Origin of the sequence: Fibrella rubiginis, from assembly GCF_017353185.1 — a bacterium.
Taxonomy (GTDB): domain Bacteria; phylum Bacteroidota; class Bacteroidia; order Cytophagales; family Spirosomataceae; genus Fibrella; species Fibrella rubiginis.
Window position 1 is genome coordinate 1 of sequence record NZ_JAFMYV010000021.1, and the last position, 24,779, is coordinate 24,779.

The window sequence follows — 24,779 nt, forward strand, 5'->3', positions numbered from 1 at the left end:
GATTAACACCTTAAAGAGCTATTTAGATAAAGAAGATTTTCAAGGCTACATTGGTTGAAACATTCTAGCCACTGGAGGCTGCTGTTGTTGGGGGATAGCTCACCTTTCGGGCTATCATCGGCTATCTTGTTGAACGCTCTCAGCTACTCAAAGCCCGCCTGGCCAGGGTGACAATACCCTCAAGAGATTGTCTTGGTGGTCCTTTTGATACACCTCCATTTGTACCGCTCAACAAATAAAGCAATGGACTTATACGCAAAAGGCTACCTCATTCGGTAGAAACGAAGGCTAAAACCAAGGAGATCGTGACATTGATGTCTAACGACTTATTAAGTTTAGATTTGTCAATATCAAATAATGATGGATACTCTCCTCAAAAATTCTCTGACTTCCCAGACGGTTTTCTTTCCTTATCTTCTTGAAATTGATATTGTTGACTCTTTTTCAACAAATAAATATGTCGACAATATATCTATTTTACTAAAACGACTTTGGGATAATAAATACCCAGTTATTGTCGCCGCAGATTTCGAGAATTTATTATCAGAAGCAGGTGGTTATAAAAGTACTAATGTTCCTTTCCCTGCTAGTATTCCCTGCTAGTACCTGACTTCGGATAGATGTGCCCTATGATAGACTATTACACCGGATTCGAGGGTGAGCCGGAGATGCAGTTTGACGTTACTATACGAGGCGAACATAAGCGCCTGACTACATGGCTATGTAGCTTCGCGAATTACGCACCACATCACAGCCTTCTGACATGGTATTACTTAGTGGTGTGTGAGACAACATCCTGCCCTCGGCTGGATATTGCCCACACACTAACCCATTCACAGTTGACGTATTACACCAACCCCAGCCGGTCAAATTTCTGGCCCAGAATGGCTACGTCGTCAGTGCCAAGCCAGTTGTGGAGGAGGGTGGCGTAGATGCTCCGGAAATCGACGGTATAGCGCAGGTCGCCTTCGTCCAAATCTGTCAAGGTTGGGGCGGGATTGAACACTTTGCGGTTGCCCGCGCCGCCCAGTAGAAACACGTTGTTGGCCGTGCCGTGGTCAGTGCCGTTGCTGGCGTTTTGCTTCACCCGACGGCCAAATTCCGAGAACGTCATCAGTAGCACGTCCTGCATCCGGCCCGCCATTTTCATGTCCTGCATAAATGCGCCCACAGCCTCGCCATATTGCCGCAGCAGTCGTTCCTGCTGCCCCGGCTGGTTGATGTGCGTGTCGAAGCCACCAATGGACACATAATAAACCTGCGTTTCCACCCCCGCCTGGATCAACTCCGATACCGTTTTTAGGCGGTTACCCAATTCATGAGCCGGGTAGGTGGTCTGCGTCTTCAGTGCCTTCGTTTGGGCGGCATTCCGCTTGTCATATACGTAGGCTGCTGACGAGGTGGTTTCGGCTAGGGTTTTGTATAAATAAGCCACGTCGCCGTGGTGCGGATCGGGTTTGGCGGCGGCCAGCGTTTCGACCAGGTTGCCCCGCGTCTGGTTAAACAGCTTTTTGGCGTCGATCAGGGCCAGAGCGTTCTGTCCGCGTCCTTTCATCGACAGGCTCAGCGTATCATCCACCTCGATGGCTTTAGGCCGGTTGGCCGCGCCGGGTTTGCCTTCACAGGCCGCGTCGAGGTAACGCCCTACCCAACCCGTTTGTAGGTATTTGTCTGAATCTGAAGCCGTTTGCCAGATATCCATCGACCGGAAGTGCGACCGGTCGGGATTAGGATAACCCACATTATTGATCACCGTCATCAGGCCATCATCGTAGAGGGCGCGGAGGGGCGCGAGGGCAGGGTTCAGGCCTACTTCATCGTTGAGCGTCAGCACCTTGTCAGGCTTGATGGCAATGCCGGGCCGTTCGCGGTAGTAGATGTCGTTGCGATACGGCACCACCGTATTCAAGCCATCGTTGCCACCTGATAACTGAACCACCACCAGGATTTTACCCGTCGGCGACGCACCCACGAGGCCTTTTGCCTGGGTCTCGAATGCCTTCAAAAACGAAGGGATCAGCATGGTTCCCGCCGTAGCAAAGGCCGATTGTTGAAGGAAGTTTCTGCGTTTCATGGGTGAGTGACTTTAGCAAAGTTGAAATTCGGGAAAGCTCATCATTGTCGTGGCCATTTGCCGGACTGAATTAGTGGCTCCAGGGGGTTGGGTCAGCAACTTTCGTTGGTCTGGCGTGAGGGGCCACGGGAGCAGGCAGGCGGCAATGGCGTCGGGCAGTTGGGCGGGCGGTGTTTTGGCGAAGGCCTGTTCAAAACCAGCCCAATCCACCTGCGTGGTGAACTTATTACCGCCTTTTCGCTCGAAAGGCTGCACGTTTACGTCGCCATCTTCCTTAGCCCGAACGGTCACGTTAGCGTTTTTAAATACATAATCGGGCAGCTTCATCCGAAACAACAAACTCGACGAGTCGATCCAGTTGCGCCCACCGGGCCAGCCCGCCACGTTGGGCGGGTAGAGCAGCATCTGGCCCAATGTACGCTGAATAAACACCTGCGGCTGCGGTTCCGAAAACGTCATGCCTACCAGGTGCCGAATCCCCACCAGCAACTCTACAGGCGATTTAATGTGCGCCCCCACGTTGCGGTCGTCGTAGAACCAGTCGGCGGTGAAGATGCTTTCCATCAACGCGCCGATGTCGTAGTTTGACGCATAAAACCGGTCGGCCAGTTTGTCGATGCGCTGCTGCTCGGTCTTGTCCAAGGCGGCGGTTTCGTTGACGAAGGCCCGGTAGAGTTTGGTCGTGATGTGCCGGGCTGTGTGCTGATCTTTCAGCAGCATGGCAATCACGTCGTCGCCATGATACGGGCCGGTATGACCAAAAATGGTCTTCTCACCCTCGTCGTGAACTTTCTCGCGGAAAACAAACTGGCCTTCGGGTGTGTAGCCCCAGCCCGTAAAGGCCCGCGCTGCCTCTTTCACGTCACGCTCGGTATAGTGCGGCGGACCCGAAACGGCCTTGCCCAGTGTAAATAACTCCATCACCTCACGGGCGAAGTTCTCGTTGGGCGCGTTCTTCCGGTTCTGCTGATTGTTCAGAAACTGAAGCATAGCGGGCGTTTTCGACACGGCCATCAGCAGCTCGCCGAAGTTGCCCAGCGCGTGTTGCCGGATCACGTTTACGTAGTCGAGCATGAAGCCGGGCTTCTGGTTGAGGCGGCAGGCAAAATGACCGTGCCAAAACAGGGCCATTTTCTCGCGCAGGGCGCCTTTTTGACCCACCATCTGATCAATCCATTCCACGTTGAGGCCACGCTGAGCCAGCGCAGCTTCCTTGATCTTGGCTCTCAGTTCGAGCCGGTCAATTTGCCCCGCCCGCATCATTTGCTTCAACTCACCTTTGTCGACCAGTTCTCCCCCAGTTAAGTCAAGCGGAGTAAACGACTGACTATCAGTAAATAGTGATCTCACAGTGGCACGAACAGAATGTCCGCTTGCCTGTTCCAGTTGCGCCGGGGTAGCCCCAAACCCCGCCCGACTATACAGGTGGCGGAGTTCCGCTGGTTGAATACGTTGCATCGGCTTCGTTGGTTAGTCTATTGATGTTAGAGAGATAACGAACGCAAACGTTTAGTTGCACGGTAATTTAAAGATAGCGCAACCCTTCGCACTCAAAACGGGTCTACTGACCAAACGATATGACTATGAAAAAGCTACTACTCTATTTATCACCCCTTTGCTGGTTCCTGTTCGTTAGCTGCCAATGGGACGTAAGCCCGCAGAGTGAGATTGTTGGTCAGTGGGTTTGGGAAGAGACACGTGGCGGCTGGAATGGTCAGGACATTTCGCAGCCGGGCGGCAAGCTGGTTGTGGCCTCATTTGCAAAATCAAATCTCTATGAAGAGCGCGTAGACGGCATATTAAGCCAACGCGGGACGTATCGGGTTACGACGACGACTCATACAGACAAAAACAAGAAGCAGTATACCACCAGCGACCTTACTTTTCAGGATTTAGTCGTCTACGAAGCCGACGGAAAAACCGAGCGATTTCAAACCCCTGTTGCTTTGACTTACATGCTGGACATCAGCAATACAACACTACGTTACGCTGATATTATAGCTGAAGGATATAGTCATCAGTACCGTCGTAAATGAGATTGTCTTTTCGATGAACAGCTACAGCAAATTTGAATCAACCCACTGAGAAATAAACTATTGTCACCCACTCATTTGGGATCATTATAGCGTCCGAAAAGCGTGTCAAACTCGCTGATAATCTCGGAGAGGAATGGATTATTTGCTTTCAGTATAATGCTGTTATAATAGACAACGCCGTCTTTTTGGTCTGTAACAGGCAGGTCGTGTTTGATAAACTCAGCTTGGTTAAAATAACGGAACCAGTCTTCAAATTTTCGTTTTCGTGCCGCCTGCCGACCATCCGAACTATCACAGACGTACAGGGCAATAGTTTCAGGCCGAGTCTGATAGTAGTCATCAACGATGGCAGCGATAGTTGTGGCTACACGCTTGTCTAATGGAGGATATTGATTTGTAGAATTTGCACCAATCCGAATGACTAACTCGACTATAAATGTTGAAAAAGCCGACCCCTCATCGAACAGGTAGGGAGTCGGCTTAAATGCTACTTCATAAGCTACGAACGAATCGGTAACGAACTCGTACAGATCCGTCTTGTTTGGCTGTATTGTGTACGGTGACAAGGGGTGTTCCTGCTTCTTCGTTTTGCCTTTTGAGTTCGGCCTGTGCCTCTGCCCGACGTTTTTGTCGCTCAGGGTCGGCTTCGTCTTTGGCGTGTTCCTCTTCCCGACGTTTCAGAAAAGCCTTGTAACGCGCCACAAGGCGGGCGTTCTGCTCTTTAGGTGTTAACACGTTGTCAATGGCTTCCATACGCAACTGGTTGTCTGTGTGCAAGATACAACGTACCTGATCGCTTTTTCGTTTACCGGCTCAGATACAGATTTCGCTCGGAGTAGACCTTCTGGAAGAAATCGTCCTGGAGGTCGTCGATGAAGTAGATGCCTTCGCCGGTGGATTTCATTTCGGGGCCGAGTTCCTTGTTCACGTTGGGGAATTTGCTGAACGAGAACACCGGGATCTTGATCGCGTAGCCCTTCTTGACAGGGTTAAACGTGAAGTCCGTCACCTTCGCGCCGAGCATCACTTTGGTGGCGTAGTTCACATACGACTCCTGGTAGGCTTTGCAGATGAACGGCACCGTGCGGCTGGCGCGGGGGTTGGCCTCAATCACATACACAGTCTCGTCTTTGATGGCGAACTGAATGTTGATCAGCCCCTGCGTGCGCAGAGCCACGGCAATCTTCTTCGTGTACTCCTCAATCTGCGCAATCACGTTGTCACTCAGATCAAATGTCGGCAGCAGGGCGTACGAATCGCCGGAGTGAACGCCCGCCGGTTCGATATGCTCCATGATGCCGATGATGTAGACGTTTTCACCGTCGCAGATGGCGTCGGATTCGGCTTCGATGGCGTTTTCCAGGAAATGGTCGAGCAAGATGTTGTTGTCGGGGATGTCGCTCAGGATCTTCATCACGTGCTGCTCCAACTCCGTCTCATTGATCACGATCTTCATGCTCTGCCCACCCAATACGTAGCTGGGGCGCACCAGTAAGGGGAAGCCCAACTCGCGCGACAACTCGATGGCACTCTCCGACTCGCGCACTGTGCCGAACTTGGGATACGGAATATTCAGGTCACGAAGCATACCAGAGAACCGGCCCCGGTCTTCGGCGAGATCGAGGGCATCCCAACTGGTACCGATGATTTTGATGCCGTAGCGGGTCAGTTTCTCGGCCATTTTCAGGGCCGTCTGACCACCCAACTGCACAATGACGCCCTCCGGCTGTTCGTGCATGATGATAGCGTGAACATGCTCCCAGAACACCGGCTCGAAATACAGCTTATCGGCAATATCGGGGTCGGTGGAGACGGTTTCGGGATTGCAGTTGATCATAATTGTCTCGTAACCAGCCTCTTTTGCCGCCAACACGCCGTGCACGCACGAGTAGTCGAACTCGATACCCTGCCCAATCCGGTTGGGACCTGAACCCAAAATGACCACCTTTTTCCGGTCGCTCCGCACCGACTCGTTGCCCGGCAAATCAGACACGGGTTCGGGGCGGTCGAGGGTGATGGGCAACTGGTTGTTGAAGGTCGAGTAGTAGTAGGGTGTTTTGGCCTCGAACTCAGCGGCGCAGGTGTCTACACACTTGAACACGCGGCGAATGTTATGGTGCTGCCGATAGTCGTAAATCTTGCTTTCACGCACCTGGAGAATATGTGCCAGCTGCCGGTCGGCGTAGCCTTTTTGCTTGGCCGTGCGGAGCAGTTCGGGCGGCAGATCATCGAGATCGTATTTCTCGATTTCGCGCTCCAGGTCAATCAACTCTTCAATCTGCTGCAGGAACCAGGGGTCAATTTTGGTCAGCTTCCGGATGGTGCTGAACGACATGCCTGCTTTAAACGCGTCGTAGATATGGAACAACCGGTTCCAGCTTGGGTGCGCCAGGCTCTGCTTCAGGGCGGCCATGTCGTTCAGTTCACGGCCATCGGCACCAAGACCATTACGCCGAATTTCGAGGCTCTGACAAGCTTTTTGCAAAGCTTCCTGGAAGTTCCGGCCAATACCCATCGCTTCCCCCACCGACTTCATCTGCAAGCCCAGCGACCGATCAGCCCCCGGAAACTTGTCGAAGTTCCAGCGGGGTACCTTCACGATCACGTAGTCGATGGCCGGTTCAAAAAACGCCGACGTAGTGCCCGTGATGGGGTTCATCAGCTCGTCGAGGTTATAGCCGATGGCCATTTTGGCGGCGATCTTGGCAATAGGGTACCCAGTGGCTTTCGACGCCAGCGCCGACGACCGGCTCACCCGCGGATTCACTTCAATGACAATGATGTCGTCGGTTTCGGGGTTCACCGAAAACTGGATGTTACACCCACCCGCGAACTGCCCGATGCCGGTCATTACCCGGATTGCCAAATCACGCATTTTTTGGTAGAGCGTGTCGGGCAGGGTCATGGCTGGCGCTACCGTGATGGAGTCACCGGTATGGATACCCATCGGGTCGAAGTTCTCGATCGAGCAGATGATGATGAAGTTGGCGTTGTTATCGCGCAACAGTTCCAGCTCATATTCTTTCCAGCCGCTCACGCTCTGCTCCACCAGCACCTCATGCACAGGCGAGGCGTGGAGGCCTGCCGTAAGGGCTTTGTCAAACTCTTCAGCGGTATTTACAAACCCACCACCGGTGCCTCCCAGCGTGTAGGAAGGCCGAATGACAAGCGGAAAGCCAATTTCCTGGGCAATTTCTTTACCCTCCAGAAACGACCGGGCCGTACGACCTTTGCAGACACCCGCACCCAGTTCGAGCATCAGCAGCCGGAATTTCTCGCGGTCTTCGGTGGTCTCGATGGCCTTGATGTCCACACCAATAATGTCGACGTTATACTTTTTCCAGACGCCCGCCTTGTCGCAGTCGATGGCGAGGTTAAGGGCCGTTTGGCCACCCATCGTGGGCAGCACCGCATCAATGGGTTTGCCCATAGCCTGGTGCTTTTCCAGAATCTCGACGATGGATTTTTTCTCCAGCGGCAGCAGGTACACGTAGTCGGCGTTGATCGGGTCGGTCATGATCGTGGCCGGGTTGGAGTTGATCAGCGACACTTCGATGCCCTCGTCGCGGATGGAGCGGGCCGCCTGCGAACCGGCGTAGTCAAACTCACACGCCTGCCCAATCACGATAGGGCCTGAACCGATGATGAGTACCGAGCGGATGGAGGAATTTTTGGGCATGATGGAAAGGGAACAATGTACAATGAACAATGTATAATCGGTCCGCCGACGCGGTACAATGACTGATGCCTAGCCTAGTTGGAGTATGGGCAAAAATCCCGCAAAAGTACGGGCTAACGCCGGGATATGCCGTAGATGAACCGGAAAAAATTGGGGTGCCTATCTCGTGTTCTGCACGGGCGACTAAAAAGTCGTCCGTGCAGAACACGCATTGATTTCTAGTAGATTAGCCCCTTCACCTACCTACCGTACACGATGTCATACGTTAAAATTTGGGTCCACATTGTTTGGGCGACGAAACGCCGTCAGCGCACCCTCACGGCGGGTGTCAGGCGCGAACTGATCAGCCATATCAAGCACAATGCGAGGCAAAAGCGGATCGTACTCGACTGTCTGAACGGCCACGACGACCACCTCCACGCCCTTATCCGGCCCCAACCTGAACAGTCGATCAGCAAAGTGGTGCAGTTACTCAAAGGCGAGTCGGCGCACTGGGCCAACGAGCAGAAAACGATCCCGCACAAGTTAGAGTGGGCCAAAGGATACTTTGCCATATCAGTAAGCGAATCGGGCGTAAAGCAAATACGAGCTTACATCGCCAAGCAGGAAGAACACCATCAGCGCAAGACCTTTGCTCAGGAGTATACCGAGTTCATAGACCGCTTCGGCTTCGTCCGCATCGCCGACGAAGCTGGGACGCCAGTCTAATGTCAGCAAAGGATGCAACGCTGCCCCGCCCTCTTTCCGTAACTTGCCCTTATGTCTCGAAAACCCCTTTCTGGCCCGCTGGTGGGCCTGCGCGTGCTGGATCTGACGCGCCTGTTGCCCGGTCCGCTGGGGACCATGATGATGGCCGATATGGGCGCCGAAGTGCTCAAAATAGAAAACCCCAACAGCCCCGACTATGTACGCATGTTTCCGCCCTACCAGAACGGCGAATCGTTGAATTATATCGCTTACAACCGGTCGAAGAAGAGTGTGTTACTGGACTATACTACCCCCGAAGGCCGCGAGACGCTGTTGAAACTGGCCGAAACCGCCGATGTGCTGGTCGAGCAGTTTCGGCCCGGTTATATGGACCGATTGGGACTGGGCTACGCAGTGATGCATGAGCGCAACCCCCGGCTGGTCTACGTATCCGTAACGGGCTACGGGCAAACAGGCCCTTACGCGCACCTGGCGGGGCATGACCTCAACTACCTCGGTGTGGCGGGGGTACTGGGACTAACGGGTGAGCCAGACCAAGCACCAGTGGTACCGGGTGTGCAACTCGCCGACATTGCGGGAGGCTCCTACGGTTGCGTGATGGCTACGCTGGCCGCCATCTACGCCCGCGAACGCACGGGCGAGGGGCAGCACGTCGACGTGGCAATGACCGACTGTGTGATGCCGCTGCTGTCAGTAGCGTATGCGCTGCACGAGGGGGGTCAACATCCCGTCCGGGGGGAGATGCCGCTGTCGGGTGGGCAACCCAATTACGGCGTGTACCGCTGCGCCGACGAGACCGACGGTATACCGCGTTACGTGGTGTTGGGAACGCTGGAACCCAAATTCTGGCAGAAATTTTGCACCATAGTGGACCGTCCCGACTGGCTCAAGTTTATGCTCCCCCAATCGCCCGAGCAACGTGCTGACTATAAAGTATTTATTCAGGATTTGATGCAACAACGCACACAGGGAGCGTGGGTAAAACTAGGCGCCGAATATGACCTGCTTATTACGCCCGTCAACACGCTGGATGACCTGGCTACTGATCCTCAGCTGCTGGCCAGACTGATGGTTTCTACTCAAAATCATCCCGTGGCAGGACCAGTAACAGGGATAGGGGTGCCGCTGAAGTTCTCTATTACACCTGCCCAGCCAGCTTGGCCCGCCCCCCAGCTGGGCGAAGACACAGATGAGGTAATAAACCGCCTTTAACCAACCGAATAGTAACAAAATAACGGTTCTATGAGTGACAGTTACCATATTATACCGTCAAAAAAGCAGGTAACCGATAAGCTCTATATAGTTGCTATCGGTTACTAGTTAGGCACTTATCTGGCATGATTTATGATGATTGGCGCTGAATACCAAAACTAGCCTATTGGTGCGTGACCTGTTGCGTAAAAATCCCCACTAGGCAAGTTTAAACTATGATTAACAACGGGCTATGTATACATGGTGAGGTTGGCATGAATTTAGTCAAGGTAGGATACAAGGAAATCCAACTGCATGAAACGCTTGATAAAACGGTCTACTCACTGGCTTATCGGTTTAGTTATCGGAATTGCGCTTTATGCAACGCCCGAAGTGGCAGCCATGGGCTTAACCAAACCCGTGTCTGTCACCTGTTTACCACCTAGTCCACCGCTTATTTCTGGTAGCCGTCCGCTCTTGTGTAGAGGGCAGCAAACTGACCTGACCGCCTCTGGCTGCACGGGAGAAGTGATCTGGTCAACAGGAGAACGGGGAACGGGCATCCGCGTTTCACCGCACCAAACTACCCGCTATACCGCCGTTTGTCGCCTCGCCGATGGTTGCGTCAGTTGCTTTGCCAATGCTTTCACCGTAACTGTAGGAACCCCCGACGCACCCATACTACATACCGACATGCCTGCTGTGTGCGCGGGCGATGGGGTCACCATCAGCGCCAGCCACTGCGACGGTACACTTACCTGGACCGACCTTACCCTAACCGGCCCTTCTGTTGTTGTTCATCCTGCTCAGACTACTACATACCAGGCCACCTGCCAGCAAGGTACCTGCACTGGTGCAGCCTCAACTCCGCTCACCATCATGGTGGCACCACCCGCCAAACCCCTGCTACGCGTAGCCAACGGGCAGTCTGTAGTATGTGCCGGTCAATCCATTACAGTCGAAGCCGAAGCCTGTCTGGGTCAGGTGCGCTGGTCGGACGGAGGTACGGGTACGCGCCGGACGTTCGTGGCAAACCAATCCCTGCGCATACGGGCAGTTTGCCGCATGGGTAGCTGCCAAAGCGATAGCTCGCTGGTACTGACCGTTCCCGTACAACCTGGTCGGCCCGCGTTGCTGGCCCAAACTACAGTTCGAAACGCCTGCCCGTTCCAGACTGCCGATCTTACGCAAGCTATTGGTGCTTCGTTCGACAAGGCATTGACGTATGAATTTCGTACATCTGCCGACATTAATTCGCCGCTGCTCAACGCGCCGGGGGCCGTGCTGGCGGGGACTTATTACGTGAGTAGCAAGCCCGATAATGGCTGCTCCAGCCTGCCCGTGGCCGTCTCGGCCTTAATTACTGCCTGCACCAACGCCATTTCGCCCTGCCTGAGCAACCCACCCATGGCCACTCTCCGGCTCGACACCCTCGATACCCAACGGGGACTGGTGTGCCTGCAGGCTAAGCTGCGCGGGTTTGACAGTTCGCCCTTAAGCTGGACCTGCACCGGGTCGGGCCTGATGACCAACAGTGAGGGCCTGCGCCCGCGTTACGTAGCCTCTGAAGCCGACCGTAAGGCTGGTCCAGTCACGTTTGTGCTTACTACCCCCGACCCCGACGGTACCGGTCCCTGCACAGGTGCTACAGCCAAACTGACCGTAGACCTGACCGCCCCCCGGTCGCAGACAGGGGTATTGCCCAAGAGCGACACACTACACGTCATCAGTCAACCCGAAGCCAGCATCGTCTTTATTCCTGAAGGTTTTTCGCCCAACGACGATGGTATCAATGATCGGTTCGTAATCCGCGACGTACCCAACGGGCTTACGGTGCAACTGGAGGTTTTCAACCGGTGGGGGCACCGGGTTTATGCCAATGCAGACTATAAAAACGATTGGGATGGAACGGCTAATCAGGGCATCAGGACAAATGACAGTGCAGGCCTGCCTGATGGCACTTATTTCTACGTGGTAAAAATTAGCGATGGCCGTGAATTCGTTCGGTTTATGACCATTGCCCGGTGACTAACTCCTTGTAAGCGAGCAGCTAATCGAACTTACACCCTGTGTTAGTTATAGTGAGTTTCTAATGGCTTAATGACACGATAAATTATGAGATGGTTGTTATATTCATGCATCTGGGTACTGCTTTTTCTTGGCAGCTATTCGGCGATGGCCGGCCCGCAGCAACGCCCCGATTCGCTGTTGCTCAAAGCCGACCGTATGCTCAGTTACCGGGCCTACGGTCGCGCCATTGACCTATATCACCAGGCATTGAACGGTAAGGCCCTCACCCCTGCTCAGCGGGCTTCAGCCCAGGCTAGCCTGGCGCAGGCGTACCGGTCAGTCGGCGACAATGTGAAGGCCGAAGCGGCTTTTCGTGAGTGGGTATCAATGGCACCATCCAGCAATGAATCGGCCAACACGGTATTGGCTTATGCCCAAACGCTGGCCGGAAACGGCAAATTTGCCGAAGCCGACGTGGAGTTCAACCGGTATCAGACACTAAAAGAACAGCAGCGCAGCCGCCTGCCAGCCAGCATACCCACCGCCGCCGACGGCCGGCCGGCCAGTGCCCGACGTGAAGCCGTCCGCTACCAGATCGACGACCTGAGCCTGAACACGCCCAACGAAGAGTTTAGCCCTATGTTCTACCAGAACGGCCTGGTCTACGTGTCGGGCAGCAAAGGGGGGTCAACCATTGAAACGTCGGGCAGCGGTGGCGGGGCCGGGTACCTCGACCTGATCTACATTCCCAATCGCACGCAGCTTACCAGCAAACAACGCTATGATGCCGACGGTGAGCGCATGACTGGCAAGGCCGCCGCCATAGGCTCGGGGGCACCAAGCCGCACACCCAATAAGGTAGGCAAAGATTTTTATACGCAGGCCACGGCCAACGACAACAAAACCGCCGTAGGCTTCGACGCGGGCATTCGGGTGGCCGAAGGATTGGGGTATGACAACAGACCGGGAGCCGATCCGGGCAAGCGTTTCGCACAATCGCTTAATACGCGCTATCACGAAGGCCCCGCCACGTTCTCGGCCGATGGTACGCAGATCATTTTCACGCGTAATAATTACAACAACGGCAAAGCTAAAACCAGCGCCGAAAACGTCAATAAACTCAAGCTCTACACCGCCCGGCAGGTAGATGGTGCCTGGGTCGACGTGGTCGAGCTACCATTCAACAGCGACGAGTATTCGGTGGGACACCCGGCTCTAAGCAAAGGGCCCGACGGCACACCCGACCAACTGCTTTTCTTCGCGTCTGATATGCCCGGCGGCCTTGGAGGGACCGACCTGTACGTAACCCGTTGGTTGAACGGGCGTTGGAGCGAACCGCAGAACCTGGGGCCAACCATCAATACCAAAGGCAACGAACTGTTTCCTTTCGCCGATGAACAGGGCAATCTCTACTACTCTACCGACGGACGTAAGGGAGTTGGTGGACTTGACGTGTTCTACGCGGCTATGGCGGGTACTACGGTGCGGGCAGTAGAAACCATCGACGCACCCATCAACTCGGCAGGCGACGACTTCGGGATGATCACCGACGGTGCCCGCCGGTCGGGTTTTTTGAGCAGTAACCGCAACGGGTCGGATGACATTTTTCGATTTACGCGCGAAAGCTCCCTTTACGGCTGCCGCGACCTGACCCTGCGTGTGATTGACCGTGAGGCCAACTTACCTCTCGACAGTGTGACGGTAGTGGCCAAAAGCCGCCGTCCCGGCCAGACCGACCAGCTCCTCAAGGCTGATGCCAATGGTATTGTGCGCTTTTGCCTCGACGGTGACAGCAACTACCTCTTCACCGCCAAACGCGACGGCTACATCAACAGCACCCTTGGTTTTTCCACCAAAGCCATGACTGATGATCAGCCATCGCAGCTGGAAATGACCATGCTGAAGCCCACAATGGTGATGGATACGGTCTATACCGAAACAAGAACGCTGGCGCCGCTGGACCCAAAAAAACCACTGACCCGCTCCAGGCTACGGGGTTCGGTACTGGGCGAACGCGATAGTTCGCCCATTGAAGGCGTGACGGTAAAGCTGAAAAACGAATGCAACGGCGAAACCTTATCGACGGTGACTGGTGCCGACGGAGGATATGAATTTGACCTTGTGGAAGGCTGTGACTACACGCTGATTGCCTCCAAGCCTACCTACGGCACCAATTTTAGCCGGGTACGGAAGCTGGCCAAAAAGTCGAAGCCCAAGCTGGTGGCCGCCGACGTGAAACTGCTGCGCGTGGGTGAGGTTATTCCAATGGACAATATCTACTACGATCTGGGCAACGCGAATATCCGCACCGACGCCGCCCGCGAGATAGACCGGCTGGTGTCTACGATGCAGAAATACCCGTCGCTGGTGATCGAGATTCGCTCCCACACCGACAGTCGGGGCGGCGCGGCCCGTAATAAGGAGTTGTCTACCCTCCGCGCTCGCGCTGTGGCCGATTACCTGACGTCGAAAGGCATTCGCCGTAACCGCATCATGGCTACCGGCTATGGCGAGTCGATGCCGGTCAACAACTGTACCGACGGTGTTATCTGCACCGAAGCCGAACACCAGCGCAACCGCCGAACCGAATTCAAAATTCTGGCAATCAAGTAAGGTTCAATGAATAATGAACAATGCAGAATGTATAATGTACAATGGCTTCGCGCTAGCATGGGTTAAGCGCGAAGCCATTGTACATTATACATTGTGTATTGTTCATTAATTTACCTCATGCTCGCTTTTCCATCCTGTAAAATCAATATCGGTCTGCAACTGATCGAACGTCGGGCCGACGGGTTTCACAACTTACTTTCGGCCTTCTACCCCGTCGGCTGGACCGATGTGCTGGAGATCATCCCGGCCATTTCGGACAAAACAGCAGCGAATCAACCGGTTGCTAACGAGTTGGTTACGTTCACTACTAGTGGCCTGCCCATTCCCGGCGATCCGGATCCGGCGCGTAACTTGTGTGTGCGTGCCTATCACCTGCTACAAGCTGATTACGACCTGCCACCCGTGCAGATGCACCTGCATAAGATCGTGCCTATTGGTGCGGGTTTAGGCGGCGGATCAGCCGACGCCGCTGCCACCATAAACCTGCTCAACGAGCAGTTTGCCCTGGGTCTGACGGTGGCGCAACGCGAGAACTACGCCCGTGAATTGGGTAGTGATTGTGCCTTTTTCATTCAAAACAAGCCTCAGTACTGCATCGAGAAAGGGGACGTTTTTGAGTCTATAAACCTCGACCTAAACGGATACCACATCCTGCTGGTATACCCAAACCTGGCCATCTCGACCGCCGAAGCCTACGCCGGGGTTACGCCCCGGCAGCCTGATACGCCTCTGCGCGCACTACTGGAGGCCCCTATTGAGCAGTGGCGCGACACAGTTCATAATGACTTTGAAGACAGCCTCTTCCCGAAGTATCCTTTGCTGGGCGAAATAAAGGCCCAACTCTACGAGGCAGGGGCCCTCTACGCCAGCCTCAGCGGCAGCGGCTCCACGCTTTATGGCATTTTTAACGCTCCCCCGAATTCACCACCCCCCTTTTCGCGTTACACTGTCTGGAAGAGTCAATTGTGAATGAGTGATTGATTGAATGAGTTGAAGCCAATGTACGCCTGCGTCAGCCTATTCACTATTCGCCCAATCACTCATTCACTCATTAATGCATGAGTCGTTTCACCAGGCGGCGGGAGCCGTTTCGTTTTATGGTCTGGTTGGGTATTGGGGGCAGCGTCTTGCTGTTTACGGTCCTGCTGGGCATTTATATTGTGCGCCAAACCGGGCCGGGCTGGGCTACTGTGGCCTTGCCCAACGTGTTTGTACTCAGCACAGTGGTCATTCTGCTTAGCAGCCTGACCCTGCACAATGCCAACCGAGCATTTCAGCACGAACAGTTTTCGGGCTACCGCATCAACATGGCCACCACGCTGGTGCTGGGTACGTTGTTTATTCTGTTGCAGGCCTGGGGTTGGCGACAAATGGTGCGGGCGGGCGTGGGGCTGGAAGGCAATCCTGCTGGCGGGTTCGTGTACCTCATTTCGGGTTTGCACCTGCTACACATTCTGGCTGGGCTGGTATTTATGACCATCGCACTGGTCGAGGCGATTCGGCGGCGGGCCTACGTTGAATCGTTTGTGTACAGCGTCAATCCGCCGAACCAGCTGAAAATCAAGCTAATCACGCTCTACTGGCATTTCGTTGATGTGCTGTGGGTGGTCTTGTTTATCTTCCTGCTTTTCCACCACCGCATCGCCTGGGCCACCTGGTGAGCGGTTTTTGGACAGGATTGGCAGGATGGCCGTGGCCTCGCACCGGGTGCCTAAATCGGTTTCCGCAAACAGTCTGCCGTATCTTCGCGGTTGGGTGATACACGCACCCAATTCTGTTTTTCGCATGAACTACATTCTCTTCGACGAGCCAGCCATTCGCACGGCTTTGTTGCCATTTACCTTTACCCGGCCCGTAGCTGGTATTCGCGTTGGTATCTGGACAATAACCGAAAAGTGGGAGCAGTGGCTTCAGAAGCCCATTTCGCACCTGACCGAAGCCTATTTGCAAACCAAGTTTCCGGCTACGTACACCGAACCTGAAACGTTGTACATCAACGGAGCAGCATGCCCATCGCGGGCGTTCCTGGCAACACTCGACACGCTGACTCCGGAGTCGGCCTTTGTGCTGCCCGACCAAACGGTGCTGGCCGTCCGGACAGCAAAAAAACTGGATAAGGCCCCCACTGCAACCGATTTTGCCATCGCCGACGCGGGTCCCGACAAGCCGGTCATGATTCGGCAGATGCCCGATATTTTTGCCCTGAATGGCGATCAGATCAAAGCCGATTTTGCCCAGATTACGGCTGGTCGGAAATCAGCACCCATCACAGACCCATTTACCCGCGTGTATGGTGCCGACAACCTGTTTATCGAAGAAGGTGCCACCATCCGCGCCGCTACGATCAACGCCGAAAGTGGTCCAATATACATTGGCCGTAATGCTACCATTAGTGAAGGCACCATCATGATTGGCCCGTTTGCGCTCTGCCACGATGCCACAGTGAACTGGGGCGGCAAAATGCGGAGTAATACCACCATCGGGCCATTTTGTAAGGTAGGCGGCGAGGTGGGCAATTCGGTTTTCTTTGGCTACAGCAACAAAGCCCACGACGGTTTTTTGGGTAATTCGGTCATTGGCGAGTGGTGCAACCTGGGGGCCAACGTCAACAATTCGAACCTGAAAAATGATTATGGCCCGGTGAAGCTGCACAGCTATGCCACTGGTCAGCTGGAAGATACAGGGCGGCTTTTCTGCGGCCTTATGATGGGCGACTATACCAAAGCGGGCATCAGCACCATGTTTAACACCGGCACGGTAGTGGGCGTCAATGTGAATGTGTACGGGGCCGGTTTTCAACCCAAACATATACCCTCGTTTAGTTGGGGTGGTGCCGCCGAAGGCTTTTCGCCTTACCGCCTCGACAAAGCCCTGCACGTGGCCCGCGAGTCGGTAGGCCGCCGCAATATTCCCCTCAACGACACAGAAGAGGCCATTCTTCGAACCGTGTTTTTAATGTACAATGCATAATGTACAATGAACAATGGCTTCGCACGCTGATATGTAGTGCGCGGAGCCATTGTCCATTGTACATTATGCATTGTTCATTCACATTATCTCCCCATGCTTTTCTCCGACATCGTTGGCCACGACGACACTAAGCAGACGCTGGTGCGGGCCGTTCAAACCAATCACCTGGCCCACGCGCTGCTGTTCGATGGGCGGGCGGGCAGCGCCAATCTCGCGCTGGCCCTGGCCCTGGCTACCTACGTTAATTGCGAAACCCGGTCGGGCAGTGGTGATGAGGGGGGGCTGTTTGGGGCCACGGCTGCCGCATTGGAGGCACCCTTGTCTGATGGCTGCGGGCGGTGTTCGTCGTGCATGAAAATGAGTCGGCTGGTACACCCCGATCTGCACATGGTGTATCCGGTAGCAAACCTTGGCAAGGGCAAAAACACCAGCGAAGCCGTACTGCCCGAATGGCGTAAGTTTCTGATCGACAATCCTTACCGTACATTGTCTGACTGGCTCGATGCCACCGGGGGTGAAAACAAGCAGGGTAATATTGCCGCCGAGGAAGCCCGGAATATTCTGCAGAAACTGTCGTTGAAAGCCTATGAGGGAGCCTACAAAATCATGCTCATCTGGTTGCCCGAACTGATGAACGTGGCCTCGGCCAATGCGTTGCTGAAGGTACTTGAAGAGCCACCCGAACGCACCTTGTTCTTGCTCGTTACTAACCAGCCCGACAAATTACTGGTGACTATTCTCTCGCGGGCGCAGCGCGTAGCCGTGCGGAATTTCACCGATACCGAAGTAGCTACCCACCTGCGCCAAACGCTCAACCTGGACGAAACCCGCGCTCGCCGACTTGCTTACCTCACCGACGGTAATCTGGCACAGGCCCTCAAAATGGGCCAAACCAAGTCCGACGATACCGTGGGGGATCAGCATGCCTGGTTTGCCGACTGGATGCGGGCGTGCTACCGGCAGGACCTGAACTGGCTCGTGAAGCAGGCCGATCAGTTCGACGCCCTGCCCAAAGACCGTCAAAAGGGTTTGTTTGATTACAGCCTGCGCCTTTGCCGCGATCTGTTTCTTTTCCAGCAAGGGGCTACGCAACTGCTGCGCCTCCCCGACGACGAGCTAAAGTTTGTCCAGAACTTTGGCAAAATCCTTCGCCCAGACCTCATCGACCGCATGGTAGGCGACCTCAACGAAGCGGCTTACCACATCGAGCGCAATGCCCGCCCCAAAATGGTGCTGCTGGATTTGTCGTTGACGTTCGCCAGGCTGATCAAGAATTGAGTTTACCGTTTTCCGTTGCTTCGCGTTGGGAAGGGTAGAGCGCGAAGCAACGGAAAACAGTAAACTATTCCTTCATCACCTTCACCACCGTTCTTACTCCGTCGGCGTTAATAATCAGCATGTAGATGCCGGGTGCAAACTGGCTTAGATCCAGGTCGGTCTGGAAGGCGGGGCCGGGACGGTCATGGGTGGTCGAATGAACCGTTAGGCCAGTAGCGTCGCTGAGTAACAGACTGACTTGCTGCGGGTTAGGCCAATCGCCCTTTATACGAAGTTGACCCGCCGTAGGGTTGGGATAAGCCATTACGGTCACGCCGGTTGGTTCAACACCCAGCGGATTCAGCACAGTGATCGTGACGCGACCCGACGCCTGCCCCACGCCGCAGAGCGTGTTGGTTACACCCAGCAACTGAAACGTAGTGGTACTGTCGGCCTGGAATGGGTAAAGGTAGGGCGACGTGGTGGCCGTAAACCGTTCAGTGCCGTAGCGATTGTTGGTTAGCGTAACCGACCACGGCCCCACCCCACTCAGGCTGATCGTCAGCGACGTTAAATCACCCCGATAGGCGGTTGCCGCCGCTGTGAGCACCCCCGTCAGGCTACCCCGCACGGTGAGTGGTGTGCTCACCGAACCAAGCAGGGCCGGGTTGCTGGCGCCCACCCGTACGCGGTAACCCGTACCAGGCAGGGCATCGGGGGGTAGCACCGCCGTGAGCGTAGTGGCACCAACGGTTCTGGTGGTTAGCGGACGATAATTCTGGCCGGTACTGTCGGAAAGGTAAATGGTGAACTGGTTGCCCGGGCCAAACGTCCCGCGCGTGTCAAGGGCTACGGTGAGCGTGCCGTTGATGCACACCTGCGCGGCTGTTCCCTGCGAACTGACGTCGGCCACCCGCACCTGTGTGGGCGAATTGGGCAACACCGTCACAGATACCGAACCACTAGCCTGCCCGGCACCGCATACGTTGCTGGCCTGCGCCACCTGATAGACGCCGGTTTGCTGGGGTGAAAACGTAAACGTATTGTCAAACGCTGTCAGCGTCTGCGACGAACCGTCTGTAAGGGTTAGAGACACGGGCAAAAAACCACTCACCACTTTCGCCGACACCGTTACGGTCTGGTCAGGATATTGCACGGAGCTGGTGGGGCGCAGGACCACTACGGGCGGGTCGCCCACGGTGATGCTGGGGAAATTACTAAACCCCGGCAGGTTCGGCACCGACGACTCCAGCACTACCTGATACGTCCCCGATGCCACACCCGGATCGACCGTAAACGGCAGACGGTCAATGGGTTTGGCCGATTGACCCAGCCTGATTTTGGCACCCGATGCATTCACCAGATAGGCCGTAAACCGGGCATCGGCGTTAAACTCACCCGATACTTCATACGACAAAATGGCCTGGTCGCCGCCACGGCAAATAAGGAATTTGCTGAGCGAAACAGACCGCAGACCGGGTCGGTAGGCAATACGCACGCTGCCGTCGGCCACACCAAAACCACAAAAAGCATCGTAGACCGATGAGATCTGATAGTTGGTGGTGGCAGCGCTGTTAGCCAGCAATTGCACCGTCACGGGCAGGTTGTCGATGGCGGCGTAGGTCTGGTTGTTAATCCGGTACTGAATCCGGCTGTCGAGGAGGGCGGGCAGGCCATTGTTTGGGTCTACCAGCTGTACACCGACGCTGTTCTGCTTTTCGTCGAGCAGAATTGTACCCGTGCTGGGTGGTACTAACCGAATCTTCGGATACCGGTAAACAGAAAAGGCAGTTGGTGTCAACGTACTGTAATATTGGTTGTTACCTACCGTAGTCAGCACCCGAACGGTATAGGCTGTGCGAATGGAAATCGTGTTGGCCAGAGCACATTTCAGGCGATTACCCAACCACCGGGCGGGCAGGGTCTGGGCCACATTACCGTTGAGCAGCAATTGCAGCGCGTGGGTAGCCCCGGCTGGTATATCACCGTGCACCGTCACGTGCACCGACAGCGAATCGTTTTCGCAGAAGGTGGTCTGGCTTAGCTGTGGTTGCAGCCAGAACGGTTGTACCCGCACGGTCACCGTGCCCGTTCCCGCGGCCACCCCGCAGGCATTCCGCGCCGACCGGAACGTGTAGGTTGTCGTTTGAGCGGGCATCACCGGCACGTCGGTAGACACATTGGTCAGCGTCAGCCGTCGACCATCGGAGAGGACCACGTCGGTGTTGGACGAACCGGTGGTGAGCAGGCGAAGTAGGGTGGCTTCACCGGGGCGGGCCACGGCCTCAGTAGCCCCCGACGGTGTGCTCAGGCGGACTACCTGCGTATGGTCTACGTAGACAAAGGAACGGGGCTGACTGCTGGGCGTTGGACCGCCAAGGGCTACTACCCTGATTTTTTGCACGCTGTGAATACCCAGATTACCCGGAATGGCGGCGGTGATAGGACTGGTGTTGCTGGCTCCGATGAGCTTACCCCGAAAAATACCATCGTCGTCGGCCAGTTCCACGCGGAAGGTATTGCCGGTGTTGCCCACCGCCGTAAACGGGATGGAAATGGTGCTGCCAGCGCAGATAGTGGTCGGAATTGGACCCATATACAGGGCGGTGGTATCTGTTTTCTGCACCGAAATAGCCACCGTTCCCACGGCTGTTCCCAGTCCGCACCGGTTCTGCACCGAGGCGACGCTGAACTGGCCATTTGCTTTCACCATTACCTCTATCGGCACCGCCAGCGCTTTGGCAGCGCCAGCACCCATATCGCTCGCCACCGTCAGCCGTGAGCCGTCGGAGAGGGTAACGTCGGTAGGGGTGGCATGACCAGCCAGCTGCGCAATGGGGTATACCAGTTGCGGGCGTGCTACCGTGATAGGGGCCGTGCTGAGGCTAAGCTGAGGCTTATCGGCGATGGCAATGGCGCGGCGAAAAATGCCCCCTGCGTTACCGTTTCGGGCTAACTGAAGGTAAAAATTACCCGTCAGCAGGTTCCCGGCCGGGCCATAGGCAGGGTTGGTCAGGTAGTCGGTGGGGAGCGGGCGGGGACTGGCCACCAAAATACCCGTGCCGGGCTGATTGCCGGGGGTAACGCGGCGCACGTCGAGGGTAACTTGCCCACCCTGAAACTGGTCGTCGTCGGTGTAGCCCGTGGCCCCGCGCAGGCTGTAGGTGGCGGGGTCAGTGGAGACAGTGGCCTCGTTGGTGGTGAAAAATACGCTTACTTCCTGCCCCGCACAAAGCGCGAGGGTCGACAGTGAATCGATGCGGAAACCAGGGCGCACCGTCACGGTGGCGCTACCACTGCCTGCCTCCGCCCCCTGTACGCCGCAGGTACTGTTTACACTTCGGAGGGTGTAGGTGGTGGTCTGGGCGGGCATCACCCGAAATGAGCGCGAGGGACCTGATTCCGTTGCCTTAAACGTTTGCTCGGTGCCGTCGCTGAGGGTTAGCACGGTAGTTCCTGTGGTTGGCACGTTGGCGTCGAGTAGCGCCGTTTGCCCAAAACCGATAGTCCGACTGCCCAACAGCCCTACCGTTGGCGACCGTCGCAGCTGGATGGTGCTGGCCTGATCACCGAAATTATCTTTATAAAACGCCGACACGCCCGCCGATTCTGAGAAAAGCCGCAGTCGGTAGGTTCCCCCTGCGGGCAGAGCAGGCACTACCACCCGCGCCGGGCTACCCGTACCCGATACAGACACAATATAGGCTTGTTGCCTGGGATCAACCGGCTGAAATTCAACCTTGTAGTTTGTATTGGCTAAGGGCCGATCTGTTGAATAGTGGACGTCGATGGTTTCGCCCGCGCAGGGTTCACGGGTAGACAGGCGGGTAACCAGCAGGCCAGCCGTACCCACGCTCACCGACGCTTCGCCCGCAGCTGCACCACGGCCACAGTTGTTTTCGAGATACGTAATTCGATAGGTTGTACTCTGTCCGGGCGTCAGGCTTAGTTGTGCCGCCCGCGCTAACTCATCGGTATATACGGAGATCGTGTCATTGAGCCGAACCACATATGGACCGCCGCCACTCAGCACCAGCAGGGGTTTGAACACCTCACCCGGATTGATGAAATAAGGCCCCGACACCGGCGATATAAGCTGGGCTTTGGGCAATTGCGCCAATCGAAACGGCGTGGAGTTGGTGTAGGTAAACGGGTTGGAACTGTAAACGCGCAGCCGGTAATAACTATCGTCGCGGTTGATGGGCAGGGGAACAAAGGCAACCGTTGCCGTAACGTTATCAACCAGTTTTTCCACCACATTGTCACCCGCGTCGATCAGGTCAATGCGCAGAGGTTCAGCCGGAATGAAATTGTTTGTGTACGAAAAAGCCAGCTGTATGGTGCTTCCGGCGCAGAGGGAACCGGGCAGGGGCTGAATTTTGATTGGTTGGGCCACAGCTACCCCGGCCAGCATAGCCAGCGTTGTCACTACCAGCCATTGGCTAAACGGCATAGCGCAACGTTCAACAAAAGCACGTTTAAGGGGATAAAGCGACCACATGCGGTAATAAAAAAGTTGGGTTGTCCGAAAATTAGCCATTTCTACCCGAACGGGTCCGGGTTGGGCGTACAATAGGCCGCATCTGTTACTTTATGGCGAATAAGTCTAATTACTGCGGATAAAATTTATAATTTACCACGATTTCATTGTCTTTTATCTGTTTCACGTGCGTTATCGCACAAAACCCCCTCCTTGTATGGCAATTAACCTACTGGAAATGGCCAAAGGCTATTTAACCGACGCCGTTGTGAACCGTGTCAGCGGCTCGCTAAACGAAAGCCCCGAAAACACGCAGAAGGCACTCACGGGTGCGCTGCCAGTTTTCCTGGGCGGCCTCATTTCACGTAGCAGCACACCCGAAGGACCTGGTTTTCTGACAGGTATGCTGCAAAACTTCATGCAGGGCTCATCAGCCTCACCACAGGCACCCGTAGCCGATGACGATCCCAACACCATGATGCAACAGGGAGGCGGACTCCTCGATTCTATTTTTGGCTCCAGCTCAGGACTCATCAGCGGCGCGCTGGCGCAATATGCAGGGGTGAAAAGTTCGTCGGCATCGGGCTTGATGGGCATGGCAGGCTCCCTTATTACGGGGCTGCTTGGCCGGCAAATGGCCTCGCAGGGCACCGGTACGAGTGGACTGGTCAGTCTGCTGGCCGATCAGCGTGAGGCCGTTTCAGCAGCTATGCCATCGGGCCTATCGTCGTTGATGGGTAATATTCCGGGGTTGGGTGCGCTGGGTGGCATGATGGGTGGCCTCACGGGCGCAGCCGGTTCGGCCCTCGGCGGCGTAACGGGCGGGCTGGGTTCAGCCATGGGTGGTGCCAGCAGCGCCGCATCAACCGCGTTCAACGATGTGCGGGGGGGTGCAACGGGTGAACCAGCCCGCATGGCCGACGATAATCGGGGTGGTAAGGGCTTTAACTTCCTGCCCTGGGTACTGGGTGCGCTGGCCCTTGCAGCGCTGCTGTATTTCCTGCGGGGTTGCGGCGACAAAAAAGATTCGACCGCCGTGACCAGTTCCACCATGAACGACACCACATCGGCTTCCACGCGTGATGTGACAGCTACCGCCACCGCCGATTCGATTGGTAACAACGCCGGGTCTATGATGGATACCGCCGCCAGTGCCGTGGGTAACGCTGCTGACAAAGCCGGTGATGCCATTGCGGGAGCGGCCGCTTCGCTGGGTGCTTTCGGCGCCAAAAAGTTGCCCGATGGCGTAGAATTGAACATCCCGGCCAACGGCGTAGAGAATCGCCTGATCGCCTTCATTGAAGACAAATCGAAGGCAGTAGACAAGAAAACCTGGTTCGACTTCGACCGGCTTTTGTTTGAGACGGGCAGTGCCAGACTTAAGCCCGAATCGCGTGAGCAGTTGCAGAACATGGCCGCTATTCTGAAAGCGTACCCGGCGGTGAACCTCAAGATTGGGGGCTACACCGACAACACGGGCAACGCGGCCAGCAACAAAAAGCTGTCGCAGCAACGCGCCGATGCCGCCATGGCTGAACTGATCAAATTAGGAGTCGACAAAACCCGTCTGGAAGCTGAAGGCTATGGTCAGGAGGTACCCGTTGCGGATAATAAGACGGCAGAAGGCCGCCAGAAAAACCGCCGTACTTCGGTGCGCGTAACGAAGAAGTAAGTTTATAGATGAACTGAGTAGCGAGGCTATTATGTGGCTCAGGGTTGAAGGTTGCTGTCGCCTGGCCCTTCGACAGGCTCAGGGTGACA

The 24,779-nt window shown here is 55.5% G+C and carries 17 protein-coding genes; 11 read left to right on the top strand and 6 right to left on the bottom strand.

What is annotated here, in order from left to right; all coding sequences use genetic code 11:
- Positions 1-360 precede the first annotated feature (360 nt).
- A complete protein-coding gene (locus tag J2I47_RS25915) occupies positions 361-603 on the top strand; it encodes a hypothetical protein (protein WP_207367539.1) in 243 nt (80 codons plus the stop codon).
- Positions 604-847: 244 nt separating this feature from the next.
- Here J2I47_RS25915 and J2I47_RS25920 read toward each other — a convergent pair whose 3' ends face one another.
- Positions 848-2,074 carry a DUF1501 domain-containing protein gene (locus tag J2I47_RS25920; RefSeq protein WP_207367540.1) on the bottom strand — a complete coding sequence of 409 codons (1,227 nt, stop codon included), beginning with the start codon at positions 2,072-2,074 and terminating at the stop codon, positions 848-850.
- A gap of 12 nt (positions 2,075-2,086) precedes the next feature.
- Positions 2,087-3,532 carry a DUF1800 domain-containing protein gene (locus J2I47_RS25925; RefSeq protein ID WP_207367541.1) on the bottom strand — a complete coding sequence of 482 codons (1,446 nt, stop codon included), beginning with the start codon at positions 3,530-3,532 and terminating at the stop codon, positions 2,087-2,089.
- A 125-nt stretch (positions 3,533-3,657) separates the two neighbouring features.
- On the opposite strand from J2I47_RS25925, the gene J2I47_RS25930 reads away from it, so the two are divergent.
- Positions 3,658-4,110, top strand: a complete 453-nt coding sequence (locus J2I47_RS25930; RefSeq protein ID WP_207367542.1) for a hypothetical protein — start codon at positions 3,658-3,660, stop codon at positions 4,108-4,110.
- Positions 4,111-4,181: 71 nt separating this feature from the next.
- On the opposite strand, the gene J2I47_RS25935 is transcribed toward J2I47_RS25930, so the two are convergent.
- From J2I47_RS25935 to carB, 3 genes are read right to left on the bottom strand one after another with little or no spacing between them, the layout of a single operon-like run.
- Entirely contained in the window at positions 4,182-4,676 is a 495-nt protein-coding gene (locus J2I47_RS25935; RefSeq protein WP_207367543.1) for a DUF6169 family protein, read from the bottom strand.
- On the bottom strand, positions 4,603-4,863 hold the full coding sequence (locus J2I47_RS25940) for a hypothetical protein (protein ID WP_207367544.1): 261 nt from the start codon (positions 4,861-4,863) through the stop codon (positions 4,603-4,605). Before J2I47_RS25940 ends, J2I47_RS25935 begins: the two co-directional genes overlap by 74 nt.
- A gap of 52 nt (positions 4,864-4,915) precedes the next feature.
- Positions 4,916-7,789 carry a carbamoyl-phosphate synthase large subunit gene (gene carB, locus J2I47_RS25945; RefSeq protein ID WP_207367545.1) on the bottom strand — a complete coding sequence of 958 codons (2,874 nt, stop codon included), beginning with the start codon at positions 7,787-7,789 and terminating at the stop codon, positions 4,916-4,918.
- Positions 7,790-8,044: 255 nt separating this feature from the next.
- Here carB and tnpA point away from each other — a divergent pair, with 255 nt between their 5' ends.
- The 8 genes from tnpA to J2I47_RS25985 all read left to right on the top strand — a co-directional run bounded on the left by tnpA (position 8,045) and on the right by J2I47_RS25985 (position 18,559).
- A complete protein-coding gene (gene tnpA, locus J2I47_RS25950) occupies positions 8,045-8,497 on the top strand; it encodes an IS200/IS605 family transposase (protein WP_207367546.1) in 453 nt (150 codons plus the stop codon).
- Positions 8,498-8,548: 51 nt separating this feature from the next.
- Entirely contained in the window at positions 8,549-9,709 is a 1,161-nt protein-coding gene (locus J2I47_RS25955; protein ID WP_207367547.1) for a CaiB/BaiF CoA transferase family protein, read from the top strand.
- A 294-nt stretch (positions 9,710-10,003) separates the two neighbouring features.
- Positions 10,004-11,716, top strand: coding sequence for a T9SS type B sorting domain-containing protein (locus tag J2I47_RS25960; RefSeq protein WP_207367548.1), 1,713 nt, complete (start codon positions 10,004-10,006; stop codon positions 11,714-11,716).
- 87 nt (positions 11,717-11,803) lie between these two features.
- Positions 11,804-14,311 (top strand): OmpA family protein, encoded by a 2,508-nt coding sequence (locus tag J2I47_RS25965; protein WP_207367549.1) that lies wholly within the window; start codon positions 11,804-11,806, stop codon positions 14,309-14,311.
- Positions 14,312-14,428: 117 nt separating this feature from the next.
- Positions 14,429-15,280 (top strand): 4-(cytidine 5'-diphospho)-2-C-methyl-D-erythritol kinase, encoded by an 852-nt coding sequence (locus tag J2I47_RS25970; RefSeq protein ID WP_207367550.1) that lies wholly within the window; start codon positions 14,429-14,431, stop codon positions 15,278-15,280.
- An 89-nt stretch (positions 15,281-15,369) separates the two neighbouring features.
- Positions 15,370-15,972 carry a cytochrome c oxidase subunit 3 gene (locus J2I47_RS25975; protein WP_207367551.1) on the top strand — a complete coding sequence of 201 codons (603 nt, stop codon included), beginning with the start codon at positions 15,370-15,372 and terminating at the stop codon, positions 15,970-15,972.
- 124 nt (positions 15,973-16,096) lie between these two features.
- A complete protein-coding gene (locus J2I47_RS25980) occupies positions 16,097-17,281 on the top strand; it encodes a putative sugar nucleotidyl transferase (protein WP_207367552.1) in 1,185 nt (394 codons plus the stop codon).
- Positions 17,282-17,374: 93 nt separating this feature from the next.
- Positions 17,375-18,559, top strand: a complete 1,185-nt coding sequence (locus J2I47_RS25985) for a DNA polymerase III subunit (RefSeq protein WP_207367553.1) — start codon at positions 17,375-17,377, stop codon at positions 18,557-18,559.
- Positions 18,560-18,623: 64 nt separating this feature from the next.
- Here the strand turns inward: J2I47_RS25985 and J2I47_RS25990 are convergent, their stop codons facing one another.
- Positions 18,624-22,991: a T9SS type A sorting domain-containing protein gene (locus J2I47_RS25990; protein WP_207367554.1), complete on the bottom strand. Its 4,368-nt coding sequence runs from the start codon at positions 22,989-22,991 to the stop codon at positions 18,624-18,626.
- A gap of 244 nt (positions 22,992-23,235) precedes the next feature.
- Here J2I47_RS25990 and J2I47_RS26830 point away from each other — a divergent pair, with 244 nt between their 5' ends.
- Positions 23,236-24,690, top strand: a complete 1,455-nt coding sequence (locus J2I47_RS26830) for an OmpA family protein (RefSeq protein ID WP_262899049.1) — start codon at positions 23,236-23,238, stop codon at positions 24,688-24,690.
- Positions 24,691-24,779: the final 89 nt, after the last annotated feature.

Excerpts from the sequence above, each read along its gene's own strand:
- J2I47_RS25915 (WP_207367539.1), top strand. The coding sequence starts at position 361 with ATGGATACTCTCCTCAAAAATTCTCTGACTTCCCAGACGGTTTTCTTT.
- J2I47_RS25920 (WP_207367540.1), bottom strand. The coding sequence starts at position 2,074 with ATGAAACGCAGAAACTTCCTTCAACAATCGGCCTTTGCTACGGCGGGA.
- J2I47_RS25925 (WP_207367541.1), bottom strand. The coding sequence starts at position 3,532 with ATGCAACGTATTCAACCAGCGGAACTCCGCCACCTGTATAGTCGGGCG.
- J2I47_RS25930 (WP_207367542.1), top strand. The coding sequence starts at position 3,658 with ATGAAAAAGCTACTACTCTATTTATCACCCCTTTGCTGGTTCCTGTTC.
- J2I47_RS25940 (WP_207367544.1), bottom strand. The coding sequence starts at position 4,863 with ATGGAAGCCATTGACAACGTGTTAACACCTAAAGAGCAGAACGCCCGC.
- carB (WP_207367545.1), bottom strand. The coding sequence starts at position 7,789 with ATGCCCAAAAATTCCTCCATCCGCTCGGTACTCATCATCGGTTCAGGC.
- tnpA (WP_207367546.1), top strand. The coding sequence starts at position 8,045 with ATGTCATACGTTAAAATTTGGGTCCACATTGTTTGGGCGACGAAACGC.
- J2I47_RS25955 (WP_207367547.1), top strand. The coding sequence starts at position 8,549 with ATGTCTCGAAAACCCCTTTCTGGCCCGCTGGTGGGCCTGCGCGTGCTG.
- J2I47_RS25960 (WP_207367548.1), top strand. The coding sequence starts at position 10,004 with ATGAAACGCTTGATAAAACGGTCTACTCACTGGCTTATCGGTTTAGTT.
- J2I47_RS25965 (WP_207367549.1), top strand. The coding sequence starts at position 11,804 with ATGAGATGGTTGTTATATTCATGCATCTGGGTACTGCTTTTTCTTGGC.
- J2I47_RS25970 (WP_207367550.1), top strand. The coding sequence starts at position 14,429 with ATGCTCGCTTTTCCATCCTGTAAAATCAATATCGGTCTGCAACTGATC.
- J2I47_RS25975 (WP_207367551.1), top strand. The coding sequence starts at position 15,370 with ATGAGTCGTTTCACCAGGCGGCGGGAGCCGTTTCGTTTTATGGTCTGG.
- J2I47_RS25980 (WP_207367552.1), top strand. The coding sequence starts at position 16,097 with ATGAACTACATTCTCTTCGACGAGCCAGCCATTCGCACGGCTTTGTTG.
- J2I47_RS25985 (WP_207367553.1), top strand. The coding sequence starts at position 17,375 with ATGCTTTTCTCCGACATCGTTGGCCACGACGACACTAAGCAGACGCTG.
- J2I47_RS25990 (WP_207367554.1), bottom strand. The coding sequence starts at position 22,991 with ATGCCGTTTAGCCAATGGCTGGTAGTGACAACGCTGGCTATGCTGGCC.
- J2I47_RS26830 (WP_262899049.1), top strand. The coding sequence starts at position 23,236 with ATGGCAATTAACCTACTGGAAATGGCCAAAGGCTATTTAACCGACGCC.